Source organism: Vreelandella lionensis, from assembly GCF_002087295.1.
In the GTDB taxonomy this organism is placed as follows: domain Bacteria; phylum Pseudomonadota; class Gammaproteobacteria; order Pseudomonadales; family Halomonadaceae; genus Vreelandella; species Vreelandella lionensis.
Genome location: NZ_MWVI01000003.1, coordinates 1 through 24,680 on the forward strand (window position 1 = coordinate 1; position 24,680 = coordinate 24,680).

Below are 24,680 nucleotides of genomic sequence, written 5' to 3' on the forward strand. Positions count from 1 at the left end.
GCGGTAACAAGCCAGGTACCCAGCGGTGGATAACCCGTTGTCAGTCAGTCTTGTGGGTAAGTCGCACTTTCATCCACAGCTCTAACACCGCTTCTACGCAGGCACTCCGCTGCTTAATCACCTAAAGGTCAACAATTTAAAATATTGATAAAAATAGGTTTAATAGACTTATCAACAGATTTTGTCCACACCAGTAGTTACTACATCAACAGAACTTCTCTTATTTATTTTTATTTTGTTATTAATAAAGACTGAACCCTTAGGTTGGGGTGTGGAAAAACCTGACGGTTACCCACAGGAGGTTTATACTGGCGGGCTTATTCCAACAGCGCTGAATCGCTGACCACATCATCCGTGCCAACAGGCGCAAGACGAGGTGTCTCTTGAACTACCCCGACCGCTTTGACGTGATTGTCATCGGCGGTGGCCATGCGGGAACTGAAGCCGCACTGGCCTCTGCTCGTATGGGCTGTCAAACCCTATTGCTAACTCACAACATCGAGACGCTTGGCCAAATGTCGTGCAATCCCGCCATTGGCGGCATCGGCAAAAGCCATTTGGTGAAAGAAATTGATGCGCTCGGCGGTGCAATGGGGCTAGCCACGGATTTAGGCGGCATCCAGTTTCGCGTGCTCAACGCACGCAAAGGGCCAGCGGTACGTGCAACCCGTGCCCAGGCCGACCGCATCCGCTACAAAGCCGCCATTCGCGGCATGCTGGAAAACCAGCCCAACCTGACGATTTTTCAGCAGGCGGCAGGTGATCTCATTGTTGGATAACAACACCGTACGCGGCGTCGTGACTGAAACCGGCATTCACTTTCACGCGGAATCCGTTGTGCTCTCAACCGGTACCTTCCTGGGTGGCGTTATCCACATCGGGTTGGATCAAAGCCGCGGAGGCCGCGCGGGTGATCCGCCCTCCAACGCGCTGGCAGAACGACTGCGTGCGTTGCCGTTTCACGTTGACCGGCTCAAAACCGGCACGCCGCCGCGTATCGATGCCAAAACCGTCGATTTTTCGCAGTTGGAAGAGCAGCCGGGCGATACCCCAACGCCGGTGATGTCTTACCTCGGCTCGCGGGAGATGCATCCCCAGCAGGTGAGCTGCCATATCGCGCACACCAACGAGCGCACCCACGAGATTATTCTGGGTAACTTGGATCGCTCGCCAATGTACTCTGGCGTGATTGAAGGGATCGGCCCGCGCTACTGCCCCTCGATTGAAGATAAAGTGCACCGCTTTGCCGACAAATCGAGCCATCAGGTGTTCATCGAGCCTGAAGGCCTGGATACCCACGAGCTCTATCCCAACGGCATCTCGACCTCGCTGCCGTTTGATGTGCAGCTGCAGGTGGTGCGCTCGATCAAAGGGTTAGAAAACGCACACATCACGCGTCCTGGCTATGCCATTGAGTACGATTTCTTTGATCCGCGGGATTTGAAACACTCGCTGAAAACCAAATTTATCCACAACCTGTTTTTTGCCGGACAAATCAACGGCACAACCGGTTATGAAGAAGCGGGTGCCCAGGGGCTACTGGCGGGCTTAAACGCCGCTCGCCGCGCTAAACAGCTCGACGCTGGGTCCCCCCGCCGTGATGAAGCCTACCTCGGCGTTTTGGTAGACGACTTAATCACCATGGGCACCCAAAGAGCCCTACCGCATGTTTATTCGCGGGCGGAATACCGCCTGCTGCTGCGTGAAGATAATGCCGATCTGCGCCTGACCGAAAAAGGCCGCAAGCTAGGCTTAGTCGACGACACGCGCTGGGCAGCGTTTAGTCAAAAGCGCGAAGCCATCGAGCGGGAAACTGCACGCTTGGCCACCGCTTGGGTACAGCCCAATAGCCCGGCAGCGGAAAAAATCGCTGAAAAAACCGGCAGGCCGCTACCCCGAGAGTACTGCTTAAGCGATTTGTTGAAACGCCCTGAGCTGACGTATGCCGATATTACCTCGCTCCCCGGTATGGAAAGCGGTGATGTGCATGACGAAGCCGTGGCCGAACAGGTGCAAATTCAAGCCAAATATCAGGGCTATATTGATCGTCAGCAGGATGAGATCGATAAGCTTAAGCGTCATGAAGCTACGCCGCTGCCTGCGGAACTTGATTATCACCGGGTGGAAGGTCTCTCCAACGAGATTCGCCAAAAACTCAGCGACACCCGTCCTGAAACCCTTGCACATGCAGCCAGGATTTCTGGGGTAACGCCCGCAGCTATATCGATTCTGCTCGTGCATCTGAAAAAACGCCGCCTGATTACCAACGCCGAGGTGGCCAACGGATGAGTCGACTCCAGCCGCTGGTCAACAGCTTACCCAATGGCGTTGCACCACGACTTGATCAAGGCCTATCAGCGCTAGGGGTTGTGATTAGCGCTGAACAGAGAGAGCAGCTGCTTGGTTTACTGGCGCTGTTGCACAAGTGGAACCGGGCTTATAATCTCACCGCAGTCCGTGATGCTGAAGAAATGGTCTCGCGTCACGTACTGGATACGCCGCCGTTGCTCCCTACGTTCACGGCCCAACGCTGCTGGATGTGGGGGCAGGGCCTGGGTTACCCGGCTTAGTACTAGCGATTATGAAGCCCGAACTTCAGGTGACGCTGCTGGATAGCAATGGCAAGAAAGTCCGCTTCCAGCGCCAAGCGGTGATGGAGTTGGCGCTGACGAACGTGACGCCTACTCAGGCACGGGTAGAGCAGTTCGCCGGCCAGCACTTTGATCAGGTGATCTCACGTGCGTTTGCCAGTTTGGTGGATTTCGTGACACTAACGCGCCCCCTGCCATCTGCAAATGGTCAGTGGCTAGCAATGAAAGGCCCTGGTGCCGATGACGAGCTGCGTGACCTGCCGGAAGGCATTGAACTCAGCGAGCGCCACCTGTTGAATGTACCCTTTGAAACGGCCGAGCGGCAGCTGTTGATCCCTGACCCCAAAAGGAGTTGAGTAGTGAGCCAGATCATTGCCCTGACCAACCAAAAAGGCGGCGTGGGCAAGACCACTTCAGCCGTTAACCTGGCCGCCAGCCTGGCTGCTCTTGATCGCCGCGTACTGCTGGTGGATTTGGACCCACAGGGCCATGCCAGCATGGGCAGCGGGATCGACAAGTACGATCTTGAGAAAAGCGTGCTGGACGTGTTGCTTGGTGAAGCCACTGCAGGCGAGGTTATCGTTCGCGGGCTGCCGGTTCACTACGACGTTCTACCCGGTAACGGCGACCTCACTGCAGCAGAAGTCGAATTACTGGATAGCGACCAGCGCCAAAGCCGCCTATCGCTCGCGCTCGCCAGCGTCGCGGACGATTACGACGTGGTGCTGATCGACTGCCCGCCGTCGCTGAATATGCTGACGGTGAACGCACTCACCGCCGCCCATGGCGTACTGATTCCGCTACAGTGTGAGTTTTACGCCCTAGAGGGGCTCTCCGCGTTGCTGGATACGGTGGAGCAGATCAAACAAAGCGTGAATCCTGAGCTTGCCGTCTCCGGGATTCTGCGCACCATGTACGATAAGCGCACCAGTCTCACCCGCGAAGTGGATAAGCAGCTACGCGACTTTTTCGGCGATGCGCTTTTGAAAACGACGATTCCGCGCAACGTGAAAGTCGCTGAAGCGCCAAGCCACGGCGTACCGGTCACCCAATACGCGCGTTTTTCGCGGGGTAGCCAAGCCTATCGCGTGCTGGCCAAAGAGATGATTCGGCGTCTGTCGTTGTAACGGTTCCGCTGTAGCGTTCAAAGCACGTAACGTTAAAAGTACGAGGGAAAGCGAATGACGCGTAAACGCGTGCTAGGACGTGGCCTGGATGCCCTGATTGGTGCGGGCGCACGTCGTCGTGACAGTTTAGACCTGACCGGTGGCGCAACGCTTGAGAGCGCCGACGCCCCGGTGCCAGACGTGGCGGTAGATGACGCAATGGCTGAACGCCTGGAGCGTCTGCCACTTGGGCAACTGATGCGCGGAAAGTAACAGCCCCGCCGAGACATCCAGCTGAAGCCCTGGAAGAGCTTGCCGACTCGATCCGTGCCCAAGGCGTGATGCAGCCCATCGTAGTGCGTCCGGTAGGTAAAGACCGCTATGAAATTATTGCCGGTGAGCGCCGCTGGCGCGCCGCGCAACTGGCCGAGCTGGACGTTATTCCGGCGGTCATACGCCATGTGAGTGATGAAGTCGCGCTGGCCTTAGCGCTGATTGAAAACATCCAGCGGGAAAATCTCAACGCCATTGAAGAAGCGATTGCGCTGAAGCGTTTGGGTGATGAATTTGAACTCACTCAGCAACAGATTGCCGATGCAGTGGGTAAGTCTCGTACCCAGGTTGCCAACTTGCTTCGTCTGCTGGCCCTCGACCCAGAGGTGCAAACCCTGCTAGAGCGGGGCGATTTAGATATGGGTCACGCTCGCGCACGCTCTCGTTAAATAGTGCACAGCAGCGCCAAGTCGCCCACGAAGTGGTCAATAAAGACCTTACCGTGCGCGATACCGAAGCGCTGGTGAAAAAGGTGCAAACCCATCAGGCGCCTGTATCTTCTGCCAAGCAGTCAGCCAAAACACCCGATGTGGCCCGCTTAGAAACCCATCTGGGTGAGCTTCTCGGCGCGCCTGTTTCGATTGATCATGGTCAAAAAGGCAAAGGCCGAGTCACTATTCGTTATACAAGCCTTGAAGAGCTGGATGGAATTCTAGCGCATATTAAATAGCACGCTAATGAAAGATACGGCCTATTTTTAGCCCTTTGGTCGCAAGTCGATGCTGAAACGCGCGAATTCCGTGCAACTTCGGTTGAAGGTGTGATAGCGCTTCCCTATAATCGCGCAAGATTTGTGCAGGTTGGTATTAAGTCACCTACCTGCCAAAGCAATAATGGCCGTTCATTTGACGTACTGGGGAAATATGCAGCGAATTGAGACCCAGCGACGTAAAGCGTACATCATACGGTTGGCCATTATTCAACTGCTAGTGACGCTGATGGCTATGCTGCTTGCGTATTCATCGACACAGCTAGCGGGCGTGACCTCAGTACTGAAAGGCGCTCTTGTCGCATTGTTGCCACATGCCTTTTTTGTCTATCGGATGGGGTTTTTACATACGAACGTTTCTCAGCGGTCAGCGATGCTGCTGCGCGCCGAGGCAGGTAAGTTTGGTTTGACGGTGGCACTCTTTACAGCCGTATTTGTTGCCGTGCCCCCCTCAAACCCAGCTTCTTTTTTAGCGCTTATGTCGCGATTGTTCTGACACATTGGCTGGCTCCATTGCTGATGCTAAGGCACCGCGCAACTAATTGAGGTGACATGTCTATGGCCGCAGGTAACGAAGTCTCAACGACTTACTATATCCAGCACCACTTGCAGAATTTAACCTTTGGTAAGCACCCAGAGAATGGCTGGTCGTTGGCGCACTCTGCTGAAGAAGCAAGTGAAATGGGCTTTTGGGCGATCCACGTGGATACCATGGGCTGGTCGATTGCCATGGGCTTGCTGTTCATTTTCCTATTCCGTAAAGCCGGTAAAATGGCGACTACTGGGGTGCCTGGCGGTTTGCAAAACGCCGTTGAGATGGTCTTCGAGTTCGTAGAAGACATGATTAAGGGCGCGTTCAAGGGGCACAATCCTATTATTGCCCCTCTAGCGCGGACGCTGTTCGTGTGGATTCTCTTCATGAACACGCTGAAAATCATTCCGGTCGATTACTTTCCGGTGTTGTTCAGCAAGTTAGGCGTCGATTATATGAAAATCGTGCCGACAACAGACGTTAACGCCACCCTAGGCTTAGCGTTGGGCGTCTTTGGCCTCATTCTCTGCTACAGCTTCAAAGTGAAAGGCGTAGGTGGATTTGCCAAGGAGCTGTCGTTGACGCCGTTCAACCATTGGGCGCTGATTCCTTTCAACCTGTTGCTTGAAATTGTCGCTCTGTTGGTGAAGCCGTTCAGCTTGGCAATGCGTCTATTCTGCAACATGTTTGCGGGTGAAGTTATCTTCATTCTGATTGCCATGCTGCCGTTCTGGGCAATTTGGTTGTTGGATGTGCCGTGGGCCATTTTCCATATCCTGATCGTTGTCCTACAGGCATTCATTTTTACTGTTCTGTCCGTGGTGTACCTCAGTGCTGCTCACGAGCATCACTAAGCGCACCGCTTGCGTGAGATTAACCCTTAACCTTAACCCTCAACCTTGCACTTAAACTTGAAAAACTAGGAGCATTACCATGGAACTTAGCTACATTGCTGCCTCCATCATGATCGGCTTGGGCGCTTTGGGCACCGGTAGCGGATTCGCTATCCTCGGTGGCAAACTGATCGAGTCTACTGCTCGTCAACCTGAGCTGGGCGACCAACTTCAGACCAAAACCTTCCTGATGGCCGGTCTGCTGGACGCCGTTCCGATGATCGGTGTTGGTATCGCGATGTACCTGATCTTCGGTGTTGCCGGTTAATGATTGCATCGCCGGGCGGCTAACCCGCTCGGTTTTGTTTCACTCCGGTCGCCACGAAATTGTCAGAGGTACATCCCTGTGAATATCAACATGACGCTTATCGGGCAGACGATCGCCTTCGCGATCTTTGTCTGGTTTTGCATAAAGTATGTGTGGCCTCCGATCAGCAACGCGCTTCATGAGCGTCAGAAAAAGATTGCTGATGGCTTGGACGCAGCCAGCCGTGCGACTCGCGACCTTGAGCTAGCTCAAGAGCGCGCTGAGCAAACGCTGCGTGAAAGCAAGGCCCAGGCTTCTCAAATTCTCGAGCAAGCCAACAAGCGCTCTGCTCAAATGATCGAAGAAGCACGCGAACAGGCTCGCGCTGAAGGCGAACGCCTGATGGCAAGCGCTCGTTCCGAAATTGAGCAAGAAGTGAATCGTGCAAAAGACGAGCTTCGTGCCCAGGTTTCTCACCTCGCCATCCTTGGTGCCGAGCGTGTATTAGAAGCTTCGGTCGACGAGAAAGCACATCGCAAGTTACTTGATGAGCTTGCTGCTGAACTGTAACGAGGTGACCCATGGCGGAATTACTTACCGTCGCTCGTCCTTACGCTAAGGCGGCGTTTGAATACGCGCGTGATCATGAGGCGATTGATAGCTGGTCTCAGGCGCTTAGTTTTTTAAGCGCTGCGGTTGCTAACAGCGACTTTCGTCGCTTGATGGGCAGTCCAAAACTTGAGAATGACAAAAAAGTAGAGCTGCTTTCCGATATGTTGCCGGAACAGCAGAACGATGATTTGTCACGCTTTTTGGATACCTTGGCCGACCAAGGTCGCCTGACGGCACTGCCCTTTATCGCTGAACAGTTCGAGTACCTGCGTGCCGAACATGAACAGCGTGTTGAAGTGACCGTTACGTCCGCCTATGAGCTGGACGGCGAACAGCAGACCAAGCTAGCAGACGCGCTCAAGAAACGTTTGAATCGCGAAATCTCCATTACTACTCAGGTGGACAAGTCGCTTATTGGCGGTGTCATCCTGCGTGCCGGCGATACCGTCATTGACGGTTCGGTGCGTGGTCGATTGAACCGCCTTTCTGAAGCACTGACCGCTTGAGTCTGAGGGACATGGCATGCAGCAACTGAATCCTTCCGAGATCAGCGACATCCTCAAGCAGCGAATTGAGAAGCTTGACGTCGCATCCGAAGCCCGTAATCAGGGCACCATCGTCAGCGTTTCCGACGGTATCGTGAAAATTCACGGCCTCGAAGACGCGATGTTTGGTGAAATGATCGAATTCCCGAACAGCATCTTCGGCATGGTACTGAACCTGGAGCGTGACTCCGTCGGTGCTGTTGTCCTGGGTGACTACCTACAGCTTGAAGAAGGCATGACCGCTCAGTGTACCGGTCGCATTCTGGAAGTTCCGGTAGGCCCTGAGCTGATTGGTCGCGTTGTCGCCGCGCTGGGTAACCCCATCGACGGCAAAGGCGATATCAACGCTAAACTGACCGACGCGGTAGAAAAAGTAGCGCCTGGCGTTATTACCCGTCAGTCCGTTGACGAGCCGATCCAAACTGGTCTGAAATCCATCGACGCCATGGTGCCAATCGGTCGTGGTCAGCGTGAGCTGATCATCGGTGACCGTCAGATTGGTAAATCCGCCATTGCCATCGATGCGATCATCAACCAGAAAGGCAAAGGCGTGACCTGTGTCTACGTCGCGATCGGTCAGAAGCAGTCGACCATTGCTAACGTGGTGCGCAAGCTAGAAGAGCACGGCGCGATGGATCACACCATCGTTGTAGCTGCAGGCGCTGCCGATCCGGCACCGATGCAGTTCCTGGCCGCCTACTCTGGCTGCACCATGGGTGAATATTTCCGCGATCGCGGTGAAGACGCACTGATTGTCTATGACGATCTTTCCAAGCAGGCTGTTGCCTACCGCCAGGTATCGCTGCTGCTGCGTCGTCCGCCGGGCCGTGAAGCTTACCCGGGTGACGTTTTCTATCTCCACTCACGTCTGCTGGAGCGCGCTGCGCGCGTTAACGCTGACTACGTTGAGAAGTTCACCAACGGTGAAGTGACAGGCAAAACCGGTTCCTTGACCGCACTGCCGATCATCGAAACACAAGGTGGTGACGTATCGGCATTCGTACCGACCAACGTTATCTCTATCACCGATGGTCAGATCTTCCTGGAAACCAACCTGTTTAACTCCGGTATTCGTCCGGCGATTAACGCAGGTCTCTCGGTTTCTCGTGTAGGTGGTGCTGCGCAGACCAAAGTCATCAAGAAGCTGGGTGGCGGTGTTCGTCTGGCCCTGGCTCAGTACCGCGAACTGGCGGCGTTCTCGCAGTTTGCCTCTGACCTTGATGAAGCCACGCGTAAGCAGCTTGAGCACGGTCAACGTGTTACCGAACTGATGAAGCAGAAGCAGTACTCGCCGATGTCAGTTGCAGAAATGGCGCTGTCTCTGTACGCCGCTAACGAAGGTTACCTGGATGACGTGAGCGTCGATAAGGTGCTGGACTTCGAACGTGCTCTGCACGATTACATGAAGTCTGAGCACAGCGAACTGCTCGATAAGATCAACCAGACCGGCGACTACAACGGCGAGATTCAGGACGGCTTGAAGTCAGGTCTCGAGAAGTTCAAGGCGACTCAGAGCTGGTAATGTCCGGCCCGCCTGCGGGCGGGCTTGCATGCTTTCTGAGAGCCACGAACGAAAGGTAGATCGCTATGGCAGCTGCAAAAGAGATACGCACCCAGATCGGGAGCATTAAAAATACGCAGAAGATTACCAGTGCCATGGAAATGGTAGCTGCATCGAAAATGCGTAAAGCGCAAGATCTGATGAAGGCTGGCCAGCCGTACGCCAAGCAGATTCGTAACGTGGTAGGCCACATTGCTGACGCAAACCCCGAGTACAAGCACGACTATATGGTCGAGCGTAGCGAGGTAAAGCGCGTTGGTTATATCGTGGTTTCCACCGACCGTGGCCTGTGTGGCGGCTTAAACGTCAACCTGTTCAAGGCAGTGGTGAAAGACGCTGTTGCCTGGAAACAGCAAGGCGCTGAGCTGGACTTCTGCGCCCTCGGCTCGAAGGCTGGTGCCTTCTTCCGCAATTATGGTGGCAATCTAATTGCTGCAAAAAGCGGATTGGGGAAGCACCAACCGTTGAGGGTCTGATCGGTAGCATTAAGGTGATGCTCGAAGCGTACGATGAAGGACGCCTAGACCGCCTGTACGTGGTGTATAACGAATTTGTTAACACCATGACGCAGCGGCCAGTAGTGCGTCAGCTTCTTCCTCTGTCGTCCGATATGGGCGCAGACGCTAAGCATGACAAAGAAAACGCCCGTCCCGGAAGCTGGGACTACCTGTATGAACCGGATGCCAAGGCGTTGCTAGACAGCCTGTTGGTTCGATTCATCGAATCGCAGGTGTATCAGGCGGTAGTCGAGAACGGTGCGTGTGAACAGGCCGCCCGAATGATCGCTATGAAGAGTGCCACTGATAACGCGGGCAACCTGATCGACGATCTGGAGATGGTTTATAACAAGGCCCGTCAGGCCGCCATCACCCAGGAAATTTCCGAGATCGTCGGCGGCGCTTCAGCCGTATAACGCCTAGGGAGCCTGCCATCGCTTAGGTGGCTCCCGGCAGACAGGTTTCATTTGCAGGTTTTTGAGAGGAACCAAGATGAGCGGACGTATCGTACAAATCATCGGCGCGGTGATTGACGTAGAGTTTCCGCGGGACTCTGTGCCCAAGGTCTACGACGCGCTGAAGGTCTCCGATGTTGAGACCATCCTAAGTACAGCAGCAGCTGGGCGACGGCGTAGTACGCGCCATTGCCATGGGCTCCACTGAGGGCTTAAAGCGTGGCATGGACGTGACCAGCACAGGTGCTGCGATTTCCGTACCAGTGGGTAAGGAAACGCTAGGTCGCATCATGAACGTGCTCGGCGAGCCGATTGATGAAGCTGGCCCGATCGGCGAGCAAGAGCGCATGCCGATCCACCGTAAAGCACCGAGCTATGCCGACCAAGCAGCCTCTAACGAGCTGCTGGAAACCGGTATCAAAGTAATCGATCTGGTTTGCCCCTTCGCGAAAGGCGGTAAAGTCGGTCTGTTCGGCGGTGCGGGTGTTGGTAAAACCGTTAACATGATGGAGCTTATCCGCAACATCGCTACCGAGCACAGCGGCTACTCTGTATTCGCCGGTGTAGGTGAGCGTACGCGTGAGGGTAACGACTTCTATCATGAAATGACCGAATCCAACGTTATCGATAAGGTAGCGCTGGTCTATGGTCAGATGAACGAGCCGCCCGGCAACCGTCTGCGCGTGGCGCTGACCGGTCTAACCATCGCTGAGAAATTCCGTGATGAAGGCCGTGACGTTCTGCTGTTCGTCGATAACATCTACCGTTACACCCTGGCCGGTACCGAAGTATCTGCCCTGTTGGGTCGTATGCCGTCTGCGGTAGGTTATCAGCCGACACTGGCCGAAGAGATGGGCGTTCTGCAGGAACGTATCACCTCTACGAAAACCGGTTCTATCACTTCCGTACAGGCCGTTTACGTTCCTGCGGATGACTTGACCGACCCGTCGCCGGCGACCACCTTCTCCCACCTTGATGCGACCGTGGTACTGGCGCGTTCAATCGCTGAGCTGGGTATCTACCCCGCGATTGACCCGCTGGACTCCACTTCACGTCAGTTGGATCCGCTGGTCGTAGGCGAAGAGCACTATGATGTTGCTCGTGGCGTTCAGAACGTTCTGCAGCGTTACAAGGAACTGAAGGACATCATCGCGATTCTGGGTATGGACGAGCTGTCTGATGAAGACAAGCTGGCCGTTGCCCGCGCGCGTAAAATCCAGCGCTTCCTGTCGCAGCCGTTCTTCGTAGCCGAGGTCTTCACTGGTTCGCCCGGTAAATATGTGTCGCTGAAAGACACTATCCGTGGCTTCCAGGGCATCCTTGCAGGCGAGTACGACAACCTGCCGGAACAGGCCTTCTACATGGTCGGCTCCATCGACGAAGCTGTCGAGAAAGCCAACCAGATGAAGAAGTAATCCCGTCCATTAGGGGGATTCGCTATGGCGAATAGCTTCACTTGCAATATCGTCAGCGCTGAAGATTCCATCTTCTCAGGTACTGTCGAGATGGTGGTAGCTGCAGGGATTATGGGTGACCTCGGCATTTTGCCGGGGCACACCCCGCTGCTGACCGAGCTTCAGCCAGGCCCGGTTCGCGTGATCCACGATGATGGCAAGGAAGAAAACTTCTTTGTCTCTGGCGGCTTCATGGAAGTCCAGCCTACCGTTGTCACGATCCTTGCCGACGCAGCGACCCGTGCCAGCGACCTTGATGAGGCCGCGGCGGAAGAAGCGCGTCAGCAGGCGCTGAAAGCCTTTAACGACAAGTCATCGGAGCTGGATTATACCCGCGCTGCCGCTGAACTTGCCGAAGCCGTTGCCCAGCTGCGAACGATTCAGCAGCTGCGCAAAAAGGCGGGTAAAGGCTAACAACACGCTGCGCGTGAACAAAACGCTCCTTGAGCCCGTAATAGGGTTTAAGGGGCGTTTTTTTTGTCCGATATTAAAGCATACGATTAGGCAGTATGGCGCTTGCCTGCACACAAGGAGATGGCGATGGCACTAAACGAAGAAGCCCTACAGGCATTAAAAAGTGAGCTGCTGAAAGAGCTTACCCAGGAAGCGCCGAATAAAACACAGCTGGCCGAACGGCTAGCGGAAATTCGATCAGCAGATATTGGCGATGTCTTAGAAGAGCTAATTGAGGAGGATGACGAACTTGACGCCGCGCTTGCCTTGCTGGCGATTCTCTCCGCCGAGCGGGCGGGCCAACGGGTTGGGCTACCTGCCGGGAGAAAGCCAGCTTGAGGTGGTCGGGAAGTCATCCGATACCCAAGTGCTCAAACTGCTGGAAGAGATGGGCTCCGATGAGCGGGCGGACTTGTTCAACCTGCTAGGGGAAGATCGCCGTGAAGCGCTGTTGCGTCGTATGGCGCACCAAGAGCGAGAAGATTTAAAGCGCCTCGCCCGCTATGAGGAAGGTACGGCCGGCGCCATCATGACCTTCGACTATGTAGCCATAGCCAGTGGCATGGCGGTGTCGCAAGCTATGATGCGCGTGCGCCAAACCGCCCCTGATGCAGAAACGGTCTACCAGCTTTACGTGCTGGATAATGACGGCCAACTGATCGGTACCATGTCGCTGCGCCAACTGATGGTCGCGCGCCCTGGGGCGTTGGTGGATGACATCATGATCAAAGATGTCATCAAAACCCCTGTGGATAAAGCGCAGGAGGAGGTGGCGAGAATTGTGGCTCGGTACGACTTGCTGGCGCTGCCCGTGGTTGATGCCGATGGCCTTATGGTAGGCATCGTGACTCACGATGATGCCATGGATGTTGCTGAGTCAGAGGCCACCGAAGATATCCACAAAGGGATGTCCATCGGGCAGTTGGAAGATGGCGTTAGCCGGGTGCGGTTGTGGAGCCTTTATCGCAAGCGGGTGTTCTGGCTGGTGCTGTTAGTATTTGCCAACCTCTTTTCGGGAGCGGGCATTGCATATTTTGAGGACACTATTGCGGCACAGGTAGCGCTAGTGTTCTTTTTACCCTTACTGATTGGCAGCGGGGGTAACGCGGGTGCGCAGGCCGCCACGCTGATGGTGCGCGGCATGGCCACTGGCGATATCGGCGTGAAAGACTGGAGCAAGATGCTCGGGCGCGAGCTGTTTGTAGCTGGCTCATTAGGGTTGACTATGGCGGTTGTCGGGGGCCCCCATCGGTATTTTTCGCGGAGGCGAAGCGGTGGCCATCATCGTCGCGCTGAGCATGGTCACCATCGTGCTGTTTGGCAGCATGATCGGCATGTGCTTACCGTTCGTACTGGAGCGTTTTAAGGTGGACCCCGCCACCGCCTCGGCGCCGCTGGTCACCACACTGATTGATGCTTCTGGGGTACTGATTTACTTCAGTATCGCCACGGCCATATTGTCAGGCGTTTAGGAGAGGCTTAACGCATGGCGCTGCTGGCCGCGCGGGTAATAAATAGTACTTCCACATGACCAAGCCACTCAATATCGCTAGCCAGCGCTTTTAGCTGGCTGGCCAAGCATTGAGGCGGTTGGTGAACCGCATCGCCAATAATCAGCGATTACCGATACCTTATCTTCTAAGTAGTGGAGCTGTAGCTCGTTCAGCGTGCGCCATACCGGATGTTTGTACCAGCGCTCGTTCAGCGCCGCTTCCACTTCTGGACGCAGCGGCAGGCCGGGCAAGCGGCTGGGGTCGCCTTCGCCGGCGTCATCTTCCGGGTCGACGTGGAAGATCACGTCGGTCAATAAAGGAAATTCGTGACGCAGGCGACGGCTCACTTCGTTTCCGATTTCATGGGCTTCCGACACGGTGATCTTCGGTCCCACCACCACATGCAGGTCGACCATCACCCAGCCTGCAGATTGGCGTGTGCGCAGATCGTGTACGCTATCCACCCCAGGTACGCTGCGGGCGACATCGTGCATCTGCTGCTGAATGTCTTCTGGAAGGGCAGTATCCACCAGTTCTCGGGCCGACTCCCACAGCAAATCCCAGCCCACTTTACCGACCAGCAGCCCTACGATGATAGCGGCCACGGCATCTAGCCAGCCTAAGCCAAACTGGGCACCCACCAAGGCGACCAGCACTACCGCTGTTGAAAGCGCATCGCTGCGCGAGTGCCAGGCATTGGCCTCCAGCAGTTTGGACTTCACCCGTTTAGCCACTCGCATGGTATAGCGGAAAATCCACTCTTTGCTGAGTAGCGCGAGCACGGTGATGCCAATGGCTATCATGCCGGGAGCGTTGACTTCGGCACCGCTAAACAGGCGATCCAGGCTCGACCAGGCGATGCCCCCGGCCACGAAGATCAGCACGCTGCCCAATAGCAGGGTCGTGAGAGTTTCGATTCGGCCGTGGCCGTAGTGGTGATCGTTATCTGGCTCCTGGCGGCCATAGTGGATGGCAGCCAGTACAAAACCATCGGTGACAAGATCAGAGAGCGAGTGAATACCATCGGCAATCAGCGCAGCAGAGCCGACAAAAAAACCGACGGCGACTTTGATTATGCTCAGCAAACCGTCCAGCCAAGCGCCGATATAGGTTACGCGCTTAGCCTCTTGGCTATCTAACTCGCGATTGGGAACCACTGGCGTTTCTACGGTCTGAGTCATGAGGTACCTTGCAGGGACGCACACTTCTAATAGGCGCCTATTGTAGCTTACCGTTGCATAAGCTCTATACCTTCTTATGAATTTGCGCGCTTCACCGGTGCGGACAATGAATGGCTGGATGTGTATCCTAAGCGCCGCTGCAGGTGCTTACACATCATTTAATGACGTAATACAGACAGGATGACCTATGGATTGGCTCCAAGTGGTGGTATTGGCGGTGGTGCAAGGGCTCACTGAATTCCTTCCTTTTTCTAGCTCTGCCCACCTCATTTTGGTGCCGGTGCTGACCACCTGGGAAGATCAAGGTCTTTGCTTCGATGTCGCCCTGCATTTGGGCAGTTTTAGCGCTGTCGTGATCTATTTTCGCCAGGAAATTTGGAAAATGGTTGTCAGCAGCCTAACCGCGGTGAAAGGAAAGGGTGTCGATGAAGACGCGCGGCTAGCTTTTTGGGTCACCATTGCCACGCTACCAGTATGTGTCGTCGGCTTTTTACTCCATGATCTTATTTCCGGCTATATGCGCTCCACTTTAATTATCGGCATTAGCCTGATTGCCTTCGGGCTACTGCTGGGCTATGCCGATTGGAAAATGCGCGGCACCCGCAGCGAGTATCAACTGACCCTAAAAGATGTACTGATCATCGGCGGCGCTCAGGTGCTGGCGCTGATTCCAGGTACGTCGCGCTCGGGCATCAACATGACCGCTGCCCTGATGGTGGGTATGAACCGTGAAGGGGCGGCGCGCTTCTCGTGTTTACTTTAAAATCCGGTGATTGTTCTGGCGGGCGGGCTTGAGGCGGTGAAACTATTGAAAGCGCCTCACTTAATTGATGTACCCGCTATGCTAGTAGGGGCGCTGTTATCAGGAATCAGCGCATATGTATGTATTCATTACTTCTTAGTGGTAATTAAAAAGCTGGGGATGCAGCCGTTCGTGGCGTATCGGGTGCTGTTTGGTGCTTGGCTACTGTGGGTTTTTTCACTTTTAACCCGGCGCGTTTTATTTAAGGAAATTGGATGAAGGTCTATCAAACCGCGCTTGGGCGTGTGGGAGTCGTGGCGCTGGTGGGCGTTTTGCTGGCGGGCTGTTCAGAAAATGATCGGCCGCTGGAGTCACCGGGGCGCTTTGAATGCGGTATTTTTGGCACCTATTATCAAATTACTCTGGTCGACCCGCTGACGCATGGCGAAGCCAAAGCTTTGGAAGAGGGCATATTGGCCGAGATGGAAGACGTTGACCAAGCGATGTCGACCTACCGTGACGATTCAGAACTAGTCGCCTTTAACGACGCGCCGCTCAACGAGTGGCAGCCGGTCTCTAACGAGCTGATCGAAGTGCTGGCGATAAGCCGCTCGGTGGCGGAAGCCAGCGAGGGGGCGTTTGATATCACCATTGGCGACGTAGTGAATTTATGGAGCTTTGGTCCTGAAGCGCGGCCAGAAGAGGTGCCCAGCGAGGCCGAGTTAAGCGAGCGCATGGCCACGATTGGGTTCGATGCAGTCGAGGTGGATACCCAGCGGACGCAGGCGCGGCGCCTCCGGGATGTATTTGCTGATCTTTCTGGGGTAGCCAAAGGCCCCGCGCTACCGACCGCGTTGCCGCCTACCTGGACCAGCAACAAATTGAAAACTATTTGGTCAATATTGGCGGTGGGCTGGTTGCCCGTGGCTACCGCGACATTGAAGCGCAAACACCCTGGCGCATTGGTATTGAAGTACCACAAAGCGGGGTACCGGAAGCGCAACATGTGATTGCGTTGGAGGGCATGTCGGTGGGTACCTCCGGTGATTACCGTAACTACTTTGAAGTCGACGGTGAGCGCTTTTCCCATCTTCTGGACCCGCGCACCGGCCGGCCCATTAAGCACCAGCTCGCCTCGGTCTCTGTGTTTCATCCCTCAAATGCCTGGGCAGATGCCTGGGCGACGGCGCTCACCGTAGTAGGCAGTGAAAAAGGTATGCAGCTCGCGGTAGAGAATAACCTGAATATTTTAATGCTAGTGAAAGATGGGGAGAGCTGGCGCAGCCTCGCCAGTCCGGCATTCGTCAACTATTTTGGTGAAGCGCTGGTGAATGAACTGGGAATTGAGCCTTGGGCGACGTCCACTGCGAATCGCCAAACGGAGACAGGTGAATAACATGCACGACCTCGATATCGTCATTCTTGCGGCGGGTAAAGGCACACGAATGCGTTCACAGCTGCCCAAAGTGCTGCATACGCTGGCGGGCAAACCCATGGTGCAGCACGTGCTGGAAACGGCCAGCGGCCTGAACCCCAGCCGAACCCATGTGGTAATTGGCCATGGGGCGGAACAACTGCGAGAAGCGTTGATAGAGCACGAGGTGTCGTTTGCGCTGCAGGAAGAGCAGAAGGGCACCGGCCATGCAGTAGCACAAGCCCAGGCGCAGTTAGGTAGCGGCATCGTATTGGTGCTGTACGGCGACGTCCCTCTCATTCGTCGCGATACGCTGGCCAACTTGCTGGCCCATGTCGATGAACAGCATATGGGCCTGTTGACCGTCACGTTAGATGACCCTAGCGGCTACGGCCGTATTGTGCGTGACAGTGATGGTCAGGCCGTGGCGATTGTTAGCAGAAGGATGCCAACGACGAGCAGTTAGCGATTACTGAGTGCAACACTGGCATTATGGCCATGACCAGTGCTCAACTGAAGGGCTGGCTGCCCCAGCTTTCCGCAGAAAACGCCCAGGGCGAGTGATACCTGACCGATGTGATCGCCATGGCGGCCAGTGAAGGCGTCAAGGTAGCAACGGCGCAGCCCCATAACGCCACTGAAGTGGAAGGGGTTAATAACCGCTTGCAAATGGCCCGCTTAGAGCGCGCTTACCAGCAGCAGATAGCTGAAACATTGATGGCGCAAGGTGTTGCCTTGGCCGACCCAACAAGAATTGATGTACGCGGTAAGCTTACCTGTGGCCATGATGTATTCATCGATGTGGGCTGCGTATTTGAAGGCAATGTAGAGCTTGGCGAAGGAGTGCGGGTAGGCCCTTACTGTGTCATCAAAAACAGCACCATCGGCGCAGAGAGCGAAATTAACAGCCATAGTGTTATCGACACGACAGTGGCGGCAGGCCTCAACCAAATTGGACCCTTTGCACGGCTTCGCCCCGGTACGCGCTTAGCCGTGAAAGCCAAAGTGGGCAACTTTGTGGAAACCAAAAATGCTGACGTTGGTGAAGGCAGCAAGATTAACCACTTAAGCTACGTCGGCGATGCTCGCCATGGCCGCGATGTCCACGTTGGCGCAGGCACTATTACCTGTAATTACGATGGCGCTAACAAGCACCATACCGAGATTGGTGATAATGCCTTTATCGGCTCTAACACGGCGTTGGTAGCGCCCGTCTCGGTTGGTAAAGGGGCCACTGTCGGGGCGGGGTCAACGATTGCTAAAGACGTCACCGATTACGCCTTAGCCGTCTATCGTAGCCGCCAGTTAGAAAAAGTTGATTGGCCACGCCATAGTAAAGTTAAAAAGCCTAGTGCTAAGAATCATTAAAAAGCCGTATTCATCTATCAGCGCCGCCGTTTTACCGTTGCGCGGACTGGTTAAGTAGCTTAGGAGAAGAACTATGTGTTGGCATCGTCGCGGCGGTTGCGCAGCGTAATGTGCAGGGGATTTTGCTGGAAGGGCTTAAGCGCTTGGAATATCGCGGTTATGACTCCTCTGGCATGACGGTGCTTAACGATGGAACGCTCACGCGGCGCCGTGCTTTGGGGAAAGTGGCTGCGTTGGAAGCGCAGCTAGAGACCGCGGCGCTAACGGGTAGCTGCGGAATTGCCCATACCCGCTGGGCGACCCATGGAAAACCCTCCGAAGCTAACGCTCACCCACACCACAGCAGCGACAACGTTGCCGTAGTGCATAACGGCATTATCGAAAACTACGAAAAGATTAAAGAGACCCTGCAAGCCAGAGGCTATGCCATTACGTCAGAAACCGATACTGAAGTGATCGCCCACTTACTGGCTGAAAAACTGGCGGCTGGGCTTACGCTGTTTGATGCTACTCAAGAGATTGTCAGTGGTTTAGGAGGGGCCTATGCCCTTGGCGTCATGAGCGCTGCTGAACCCGGCGTTGTGGTAGGTGCACGCCAGGGCAGCCCGCTTGTGGTAGGCGTAGGTATTGATGAGACATTTTTAGCTTCCGACCCGCTGGCGCTGCTGCAGGTAACCGACCGCTTTATCTACCTGGAAGAGGGGGATTTGGTCGAGCTGCGGGAGCATGGCGATATCCGTATTGTCGATCGCAAAGGAAACAGGGTAGAGCGGCCCATCCATACCTTTGAGCATGGCGATGGCGCGGCCAGTAAAGGCGAGTACCGCCACTACATGCTCAAAGAGATCTTTGAGCAGCCTAAGGTGATCGAGGCGGCACTAGAGGGGCGGCTTAGTGCCAGCAGCGTGTTGGTAGAGAGCTTTGGGCCAGATGCCCAGGCGCTGTTTCAGAAAACACGCCAAGTGCACATCATCGCCTGCGGCACCAGCTACCATGCGGGCTTGGTGGCACGCTACTGGCTGGAGCGCTACGCCGGGGTACCGGTGCAGGTAGAGGTCGCCTCCGAGTACCGCTATCGCCACCCGGTCGTACCGGAAGGGACGCTGTTTGTGACGCTCTCCCAATCGGGGGAAACCGCCGACACCCTAGCGGCGCTACGCTTTGCACAAACGCTGAACTATGTTGGCTCGCTGGCTATTTGTAACGTACCTGGCAGCTCGCTGGTGCGCGAGTCGGATATGTCGCTAATGACCCGGGCAGGCCCCGAAATTGGCGTGGCCTCGACGAAAGCGTTTACCACTCAGCTTATTGCGCTGATGCTGCTCACGCTGGCTGTGAGCAAAGCCAAAGGACAGGCCGATTATCCAGATATCGTCGCCGCACTGCGTACGCTTCCTGATGTATGCCAACGTGTGTTGGCGCTAGACAGCCAAATCGAAACGCTTTCCCAGGCGTTTGCCGAAAAAAATCATGCGCTCTTTTTGGGCCGTGGTGCCCACTATCCAATTGCCCTTGAAGGCGCGCTGAAGTTAAAAGAAATCTCCTACATTCATGCCGAAGCGTATCCTGCCGGGGAGCTAAAGCACGGCCCGCTGGCATTGGGTGGATAGCGAGATGCCGGTTATTTCAGTTGCCCCGAATGATGATCTGCTCGAAAAACTGAAATCCAACCTCCAAGAAGTCCGCGCCCGCGGCGGCCAGCTATTTGTATTTGCCGACAAGGAGGTCGGCATTAGCCCCGAAGATGACATCCGCGTTCTGGAGCTGCCCTATGTGCATGAAGCACTGGCACCGTTGCTCTATACTCTGCCGCTGCAGCTATTGAGCTACCATGTTGCGGTATTAAAAGGCACTGATGTGGATCAACCGCGTAATCTTGCAAAGAGTGTGACCGTCGAATAAGTGCCGTGTCACAATTAATAACAGTTAGTCAGCATAAAGCGCTTTACAAGATGCGGCAAAAGGCCGCATCTTATGCGCAATCGCTGCGTTGCAGCACATAGTTAGTGTGCTTATTATCGTGGCGGTACTCTCTAACCCTGCCAGGATCACGCTGCTATGAAACCACCTAACGCCCTTTCAACTCGGCATCCAGCCTGCCGTGTTGCTTGGTTGTTGACCGCGCTCTGCCTTTTTGCTTTTCCTTCGCTCTCCTATGCTGCTGCCGGCCCATTAGATCTCACTGCCTCTCTTGCCGGTATTGCCTCTGTGACCATTTTCATTCTTGCCTATGCCTTGGTAATGAGTGAAGAAATTATCCACATGCGTAAATCCAAACCTGTTCTGGTGGCCGCTGGCCTTATCTGGGCAATTGTGGCGTGGGTTTATGTTCAAGCGGGTATGCCCCACGAGGCGGAAAGTGCCTTCAAGGAAACCCTACTGGAGTACACCGAGCTTCTGTTATTCCTGCTGGTGGCGATGACCTATATCAATGCCATGGAAGAGCGGCGTATTTTTGATGCCTTGCGGGCTTGGTTGGTACGTAAAGGCTTTAGCTACCGCAGCCTGTTCTGGATTACCGGCTGTCTGGCGTTTGGTATTTCCTCGATTGCCAATAACATGACCACCGCCATGTTGATGTGTGCGGTCGTACTGAAGGTGGCAGAAGGGGATAACAAGTTTATTTGTCTTTGCTGCATTAACGTCGTCGTGGCGTCTAACGCAGGCGGTGCGTTTAGCCCGTTTGGTGATATCACCACGCTGATGGTGTGGCAGGCAGGGCAAGTGCCCTTTGAAGGCTTCTTCGCGTTATTAATCCCCGCGATAGTAAACTTCATGGTGCCTGCGGTGATCATGAACTTCTTCCTGGTTAACCGTCAGCCAGCTGCGCTCACTGAGAACGTGTGGATGAAGCGTGGCGCTAAACGGATCATTGTGCTGTTTTTAATTACCGTAGCCATTTCGGTATTGTGCCACTCGATTCTTTACCTACCGCCCGCCATGGGCATGATGTTTGGCCTGGGCTTACTGCAGTTTTTTGGCTACTACCTACGCCGCAGCCTGCCCCGCTCTCTGGAGCGCAAGCGTGAACGCTACTCTCGCCGTGGCGATTGGCAAAAGCTGGAGCAACTGGGTAGCGTGGTGCCGTTTGATATTTTCAGCAAAATTGCCCGCTCCGAGTGGGATACGCTGCTGTTCTTTCTACGGCGTGGTGATGTGTGTGGGTGGCCTTGGGTTTATGGGCTACCTGAGCCTGCTCTCCGAGACACTCTACGGCGGCTGGGACCCGGTATGGGCCGACGTGGTTTTGGGCTTGATTTCAGCGGTGGTGGATAACATTCCGGTAATGTTTGCGGTGCTCTCCATGGCGCCGGATATGTCGGAAGGTAACTGGCTGCTGATTACACTCACCGCTGGCGTGGGTGGTAGCCTGCTATCTATGGGATCGGCAGCGGGTGTTGCGCTGATGGGCCAAGCTCGTGGCATCTATACCTTTGCGGTTCCTCTGCGTTGGGCTCCGGCCATTTTGTTGGGCTACGCGGCCAGTATTGGGGCTCATTTGTTGGTAAATGCGGGCATGTTCTAACCTGCACCGGTGAGTCCTTTCCTGCTTAGCACTCTATTGCTGGGCAGGCAAACAAAGCGCCCCTTATCTCAAGATAAGGGGCGCTTTGGTTAATAAGCGTGGTAAAGCCAACTCGTTACCTTAAGCGTAAAAAAAGCTTATAAATCGTGTCCGGTAATGACCTGGCAAATGTCCGCGAAGCTGCGCGCCATGGGAACCACCGTGGCGGGAAGTTGCGTATTCAGGCGGCTACCCATCACCGTTTGAATATCGGTGGCAGAGATAATGCCGCGCACGCTCAGTTCCTGATTTGGCTTACGTTCGGTAATTAACAGGTGCTGCTCGGTAAAGCTTTCCATTGATAACACGAGATCTTCAATGGTGAGCGATGCCAGCTGCGCCAGCGGCATGGCGCTGAGTTTTTCCCAGGGCGTCATGATCATCGCGGCGGTGACTTCCGAACGCCCAAGATTGCGCTGCTGCATCGCCAAATTGATGCGCCGAGTGCCAATCACCTCTTTGGCGGTGAGCACGCAAAGGCAGTGAGCCTGCTTGTCCATGAAAAACAGCAGACGAACACCGCCGTGACGCATTTTAAGGTGGGCGTCATCAATCGGAGTGTCTCCGGCAATAGACTGCGGCATGACCTGGGTAAAATCGGTCAGTACTGGCATTGCCGGGTCGTCCGGGGTGAGCTGCTTGGGTGCCGGAGTGGTGAGTAGCGGGGTAGCACCGAATTGAACAAGCGGCTTATGAGAATGCAGTGTTTGGTTCATCGAGGGGTACCTCCGTGGTGTGAAGAAGCAGGTCATTAACAACGTGCCCGCTCTGTACCTTCACACTTGCACGGAATTCTTATCACAATCTTAAGAGTCCGCCGGTGTTACATTTTTTCTCATTCTTTTGCATGGCGCTGAGTCAGCGCGTCCCTTGCTAATACTGCCCTGATGCGTAGGCCATTACCGGCGGCATCTTCGAGTCGTAGCAAGCCTTCATGGCGCTTTACTAGGCGCTCGACGATGGATAACCCTAGCCCAGCTCCCGCCCCTGGGCCTGCGCGCTGAAAACGTTCTACTACCCGACTGCGCTCGTGAACGGTATGCCTGGCCCTTGGTCATCCACCATCCGCGTAATGCTCAGCACGGCAGCCTCAAGGGTAATCGTAATGGTGCTCTGCTCGGGAGAGTGTTGGATTGCGTTACCGACAAGATTTTGCACCAGGGTTTCAATCGCACCGGGTTCCTCTTCCATTGTCCAGTCGGCTTGATCATCGGCATTCAAGAACAGCTGCTGCTGGCGCTCTGCCGCCACCGATGAGAGCTTCGCTAGGGTTTCTTGGGTTTCCAGCAGAACATTGACATGGCGCAGCTCAGGCAGCGGCTCCTCTTCAGGGTCCAGGCGAGCCAGGGTTAGTAGTTGGGAGACCAGCCGCGTCGAGCGGGCAACGCCGCTACGCAGGTGGTGCAGCGACTCTTCACGGTCCTCAGCGTTATCAGCCGTTAAGGCATTCTGGGCGTGAAGGTCCAGCACGGCCAGCGGGGTGCGCAGTTCATGGGCAGCGTCGGCAATAAAGCGCTTCTCGCGTACGCGCAGCTGGCGTAGCCGTTCTAATAGTCGATTTAATGCCCCGGCAATGGTGCCCAGCTCTTGAGGTAGCGGGTAGAGTGGTAACGGTTTTAGGTTATGCGGGTCGCGGTTACGGATCTGCGCTGCCATACGGGATAGCAGGGCTAACCGCCAACCAATCGACCACCATAGCAGCAGCGTTAAGAAGGGTAAGCCGATTAGGTCTGGCAGCAAGGTGCGCAGCGCCACGGCACTGATTAGCTCGCCGCGCACGTCTTCGCGTTCGCTGACCACCACGCGGCTGAAGGAGTCTGGCACATCCAGCACGTACACTCGCCAGTCGTGCTCCCCAACGGTCAGCGTGGAGTAGCCAACGGGTTGCTGCGCTAGCGAAGCATCGGGGGCACTGGCGGAGTGTAGTAACAACCGGTCCTCTTCCCATAGCTGAAAGGCCAGCTTGCTTTCATAGCGGTGCCCTGCAAAGCGCTTGTCCGACTGCTCGGCGCGTAGCAGCGCATTCTCCAAGCTGGTTAGTAGAACATCGCGGTCGTCATCGGGCAGCGGTGCTTGCAGTAAACCCTCTAGCAGGCGGGCATTCTGGGCCAAGCTGGCATCGTAAAGCTCTTCGATCTCATGGGCCGCATAGCGGTAGCTGATGAAGCCAATCACGAACATGCTGGCACCAAATACTAAGAGCGTTAACCCCAGAGTGCGTTGACGAATCGATGTCATGCCTCTTCCTTAGCGGGTTTATCCATGACGTAGCCAATGCCGCGTACGGCACGAATAACATCGGAAAACAGCTTTCGTCGCAGGTGGTGGATGTGCACCTCAATGGCATTGCTCTCCACATCCTCCTCCCAGCCGTAAACTAGCCGCGTTAGGGTATCCCGGGTAAATACTCGGCCGGGGTGGCTCATAAACTCCTGCAGTAGCGTTAGCTCGCGGCGGGAGAGCGTTACCGGCGCGTCTTGATAGCGAACGTGGAGGGTGGGCGGGTCAAGGGTAATGCCCCGACAGCTAAGCAGGCTGCTGGTTTGGCCCTGGCTACGGCGTAATAGGGCACGCAGGCGGGCTTTTAGCTCGGCCACCTCGAAAGGTTTGGTGAGGTAGTCGTCAGCGCCAGCGTCGAGTCCCGCGATGCGGTTATCCACCGCATCGCGGGCGGTGAGTGCCAAAATGGGTACATGACTGCCGTGTCGCCTGACTGCATTCAACACTTCCATACCATCCAGGCGCGGTAAACCTAAATCAAGAATCACCGCGTCAAACGGTTCGCCCTCGGTGCGCGCATCGAGCGCGGTAGCACCGTCACTCAGATGATCCACGGTATAGTGTTCGGGCTTTAAAGCTAGCCGAATACCCGAGGCTAAACTGGGGTCGTCCTCTACCAGCAAAATGCGCATAAGGCTCCTTGTTCTGT

The 24,680-nt window shown here is 55.2% G+C and carries 11 protein-coding genes and 13 pseudogenes; 19 read left to right on the forward strand and 5 right to left on the reverse strand.

Annotated elements, in window-relative coordinates; genetic code table 11:
• Positions 1-383: 383 nt before the first annotated feature.
• From mnmG to mgtE, 14 genes and pseudogenes are all read left to right on the forward strand, one after another.
• Positions 384-2,289: pseudogene (mnmG, locus tag B4967_RS00175) on the forward strand (tRNA uridine-5-carboxymethylaminomethyl(34) synthesis enzyme MnmG).
• Positions 2,286-2,951 (forward strand): annotated as a pseudogene (gene rsmG, locus B4967_RS00180) (16S rRNA (guanine(527)-N(7))-methyltransferase RsmG). Before mnmG ends, rsmG begins: the two co-directional pseudogenes overlap by 4 nt.
• Positions 2,951-3,718, forward strand: coding sequence for a ParA family protein (locus tag B4967_RS00185; RefSeq protein WP_054640719.1), 768 nt, complete (start codon positions 2,951-2,953; stop codon positions 3,716-3,718). The pseudogene rsmG and the gene B4967_RS00185 overlap by 1 nt, the downstream one beginning before the upstream one ends.
• A gap of 54 nt (positions 3,719-3,772) precedes the next feature.
• Positions 3,773-4,700, forward strand: a pseudogene (locus tag B4967_RS00190) (ParB/RepB/Spo0J family partition protein).
• A gap of 193 nt (positions 4,701-4,893) precedes the next feature.
• On the forward strand, positions 4,894-5,235 hold the full coding sequence (locus tag B4967_RS00195) for an ATP synthase subunit I (RefSeq protein ID WP_243470230.1): 342 nt from the start codon (positions 4,894-4,896) through the stop codon (positions 5,233-5,235).
• Between the two features lie 62 nt (positions 5,236-5,297).
• Positions 5,298-6,125, forward strand: a complete 828-nt coding sequence (atpB, locus tag B4967_RS00200) for a F0F1 ATP synthase subunit A (RefSeq protein WP_083022937.1) — start codon at positions 5,298-5,300, stop codon at positions 6,123-6,125.
• Between the two features lie 79 nt (positions 6,126-6,204).
• Entirely contained in the window at positions 6,205-6,432 is a 228-nt protein-coding gene (gene atpE / locus B4967_RS00205) for a F0F1 ATP synthase subunit C (RefSeq protein ID WP_083022910.1), read from the forward strand.
• Between the two features lie 78 nt (positions 6,433-6,510).
• Positions 6,511-6,981: a F0F1 ATP synthase subunit B gene (locus tag B4967_RS00210; protein ID WP_083022912.1), complete on the forward strand. Its 471-nt coding sequence runs from the start codon at positions 6,511-6,513 to the stop codon at positions 6,979-6,981.
• An 11-nt stretch (positions 6,982-6,992) separates the two neighbouring features.
• Entirely contained in the window at positions 6,993-7,529 is a 537-nt protein-coding gene (locus B4967_RS00215) for a F0F1 ATP synthase subunit delta (protein WP_083022914.1), read from the forward strand.
• Positions 7,530-7,545: 16 nt separating this feature from the next.
• Positions 7,546-9,090 carry a F0F1 ATP synthase subunit alpha gene (atpA, locus tag B4967_RS00220; RefSeq protein ID WP_083022916.1) on the forward strand — a complete coding sequence of 515 codons (1,545 nt, stop codon included), beginning with the start codon at positions 7,546-7,548 and terminating at the stop codon, positions 9,088-9,090.
• 65 nt (positions 9,091-9,155) lie between these two features.
• Positions 9,156-10,042, forward strand: a pseudogene (atpG, locus tag B4967_RS00225) (F0F1 ATP synthase subunit gamma).
• A gap of 76 nt (positions 10,043-10,118) precedes the next feature.
• Positions 10,119-11,496, forward strand: a pseudogene (atpD, locus tag B4967_RS00230) (F0F1 ATP synthase subunit beta).
• Positions 11,497-11,520: 24 nt separating this feature from the next.
• Positions 11,521-11,949, forward strand: coding sequence for a F0F1 ATP synthase subunit epsilon (locus B4967_RS00235; RefSeq protein ID WP_083022917.1), 429 nt, complete (start codon positions 11,521-11,523; stop codon positions 11,947-11,949).
• Between the two features lie 126 nt (positions 11,950-12,075).
• Positions 12,076-13,460 (forward strand): annotated as a pseudogene (gene mgtE / locus B4967_RS00240) (magnesium transporter).
• A 7-nt stretch (positions 13,461-13,467) separates the two neighbouring features.
• On the opposite strand, the pseudogene B4967_RS00245 reads toward mgtE, so the two are convergent.
• Positions 13,468-14,662, reverse strand: a pseudogene (locus B4967_RS00245) (cation diffusion facilitator family transporter).
• Between the two features lie 187 nt (positions 14,663-14,849).
• Here B4967_RS00245 and B4967_RS00250 point away from each other — a divergent pair.
• The 5 pseudogenes from B4967_RS00250 to nhaD all read left to right on the forward strand — a co-directional run bounded on the left by B4967_RS00250 (position 14,850) and on the right by nhaD (position 21,712).
• Positions 14,850-15,683: pseudogene (locus B4967_RS00250) on the forward strand (undecaprenyl-diphosphate phosphatase).
• Positions 15,680-16,800 (forward strand): annotated as a pseudogene (locus B4967_RS00255) (FAD:protein FMN transferase). The pseudogenes B4967_RS00250 and B4967_RS00255 overlap by 4 nt, the downstream one beginning before the upstream one ends.
• A gap of 1 nt (position 16,801) precedes the next feature.
• A pseudogene (gene glmU / locus B4967_RS00260) lies at positions 16,802-18,186 on the forward strand (bifunctional UDP-N-acetylglucosamine diphosphorylase/glucosamine-1-phosphate N-acetyltransferase GlmU).
• Between the two features lie 83 nt (positions 18,187-18,269).
• Positions 18,270-20,088: pseudogene (glmS, locus tag B4967_RS00265) on the forward strand (glutamine--fructose-6-phosphate transaminase (isomerizing)).
• Positions 20,089-20,244: 156 nt separating this feature from the next.
• A pseudogene (nhaD, locus tag B4967_RS00270) lies at positions 20,245-21,712 on the forward strand (sodium:proton antiporter NhaD).
• 137 nt (positions 21,713-21,849) lie between these two features.
• Here the strand turns inward: nhaD and B4967_RS00275 are convergent.
• The 4 genes and pseudogenes from B4967_RS00275 to B4967_RS00285 form a co-directional block, all read right to left on the reverse strand.
• Positions 21,850-22,467, reverse strand: a complete 618-nt coding sequence (locus B4967_RS00275) for a CBS domain-containing protein (protein ID WP_083022919.1) — start codon at positions 22,465-22,467, stop codon at positions 21,850-21,852.
• Between the two features lie 119 nt (positions 22,468-22,586).
• Positions 22,587-22,721: pseudogene (locus B4967_RS20580) on the reverse strand (hypothetical protein); the annotation flags it as partial.
• Positions 22,722-22,765: 44 nt separating this feature from the next.
• Positions 22,766-23,989, reverse strand: a complete 1,224-nt coding sequence (locus tag B4967_RS00280; RefSeq protein WP_340638655.1) for a histidine kinase dimerization/phospho-acceptor domain-containing protein — start codon at positions 23,987-23,989, stop codon at positions 22,766-22,768.
• Complete coding sequence (locus B4967_RS00285; protein WP_083022921.1) at positions 23,986-24,663, reverse strand: response regulator transcription factor; 678 nt, start codon at positions 24,661-24,663, stop codon at positions 23,986-23,988. The genes B4967_RS00280 and B4967_RS00285 overlap by 4 nt, the downstream gene beginning before the upstream one ends.
• Positions 24,664-24,680: the final 17 nt, after the last annotated feature.

Coding starts and splice junctions, on each gene's coding strand:
- B4967_RS00195 (WP_243470230.1), top strand. CDS start 4,894: ATGCAGCGAATTGAGACCCAGCGACGTAAAGCGTACATCATACGGTTG.
- atpB (WP_083022937.1), top strand. CDS start 5,298: ATGGCCGCAGGTAACGAAGTCTCAACGACTTACTATATCCAGCACCAC.
- atpE (WP_083022910.1), top strand. CDS start 6,205: ATGGAACTTAGCTACATTGCTGCCTCCATCATGATCGGCTTGGGCGCT.
- B4967_RS00215 (WP_083022914.1), top strand. CDS start 6,993: ATGGCGGAATTACTTACCGTCGCTCGTCCTTACGCTAAGGCGGCGTTT.
- atpA (WP_083022916.1), top strand. CDS start 7,546: ATGCAGCAACTGAATCCTTCCGAGATCAGCGACATCCTCAAGCAGCGA.
- B4967_RS00235 (WP_083022917.1), top strand. CDS start 11,521: ATGGCGAATAGCTTCACTTGCAATATCGTCAGCGCTGAAGATTCCATC.
- B4967_RS00275 (WP_083022919.1), bottom strand. CDS start 22,467: ATGAACCAAACACTGCATTCTCATAAGCCGCTTGTTCAATTCGGTGCT.
- B4967_RS00280 (WP_340638655.1), bottom strand. CDS start 23,989: ATGACATCGATTCGTCAACGCACTCTGGGGTTAACGCTCTTAGTATTT.
- B4967_RS00285 (WP_083022921.1), bottom strand. CDS start 24,663: ATGCGCATTTTGCTGGTAGAGGACGACCCCAGTTTAGCCTCGGGTATT.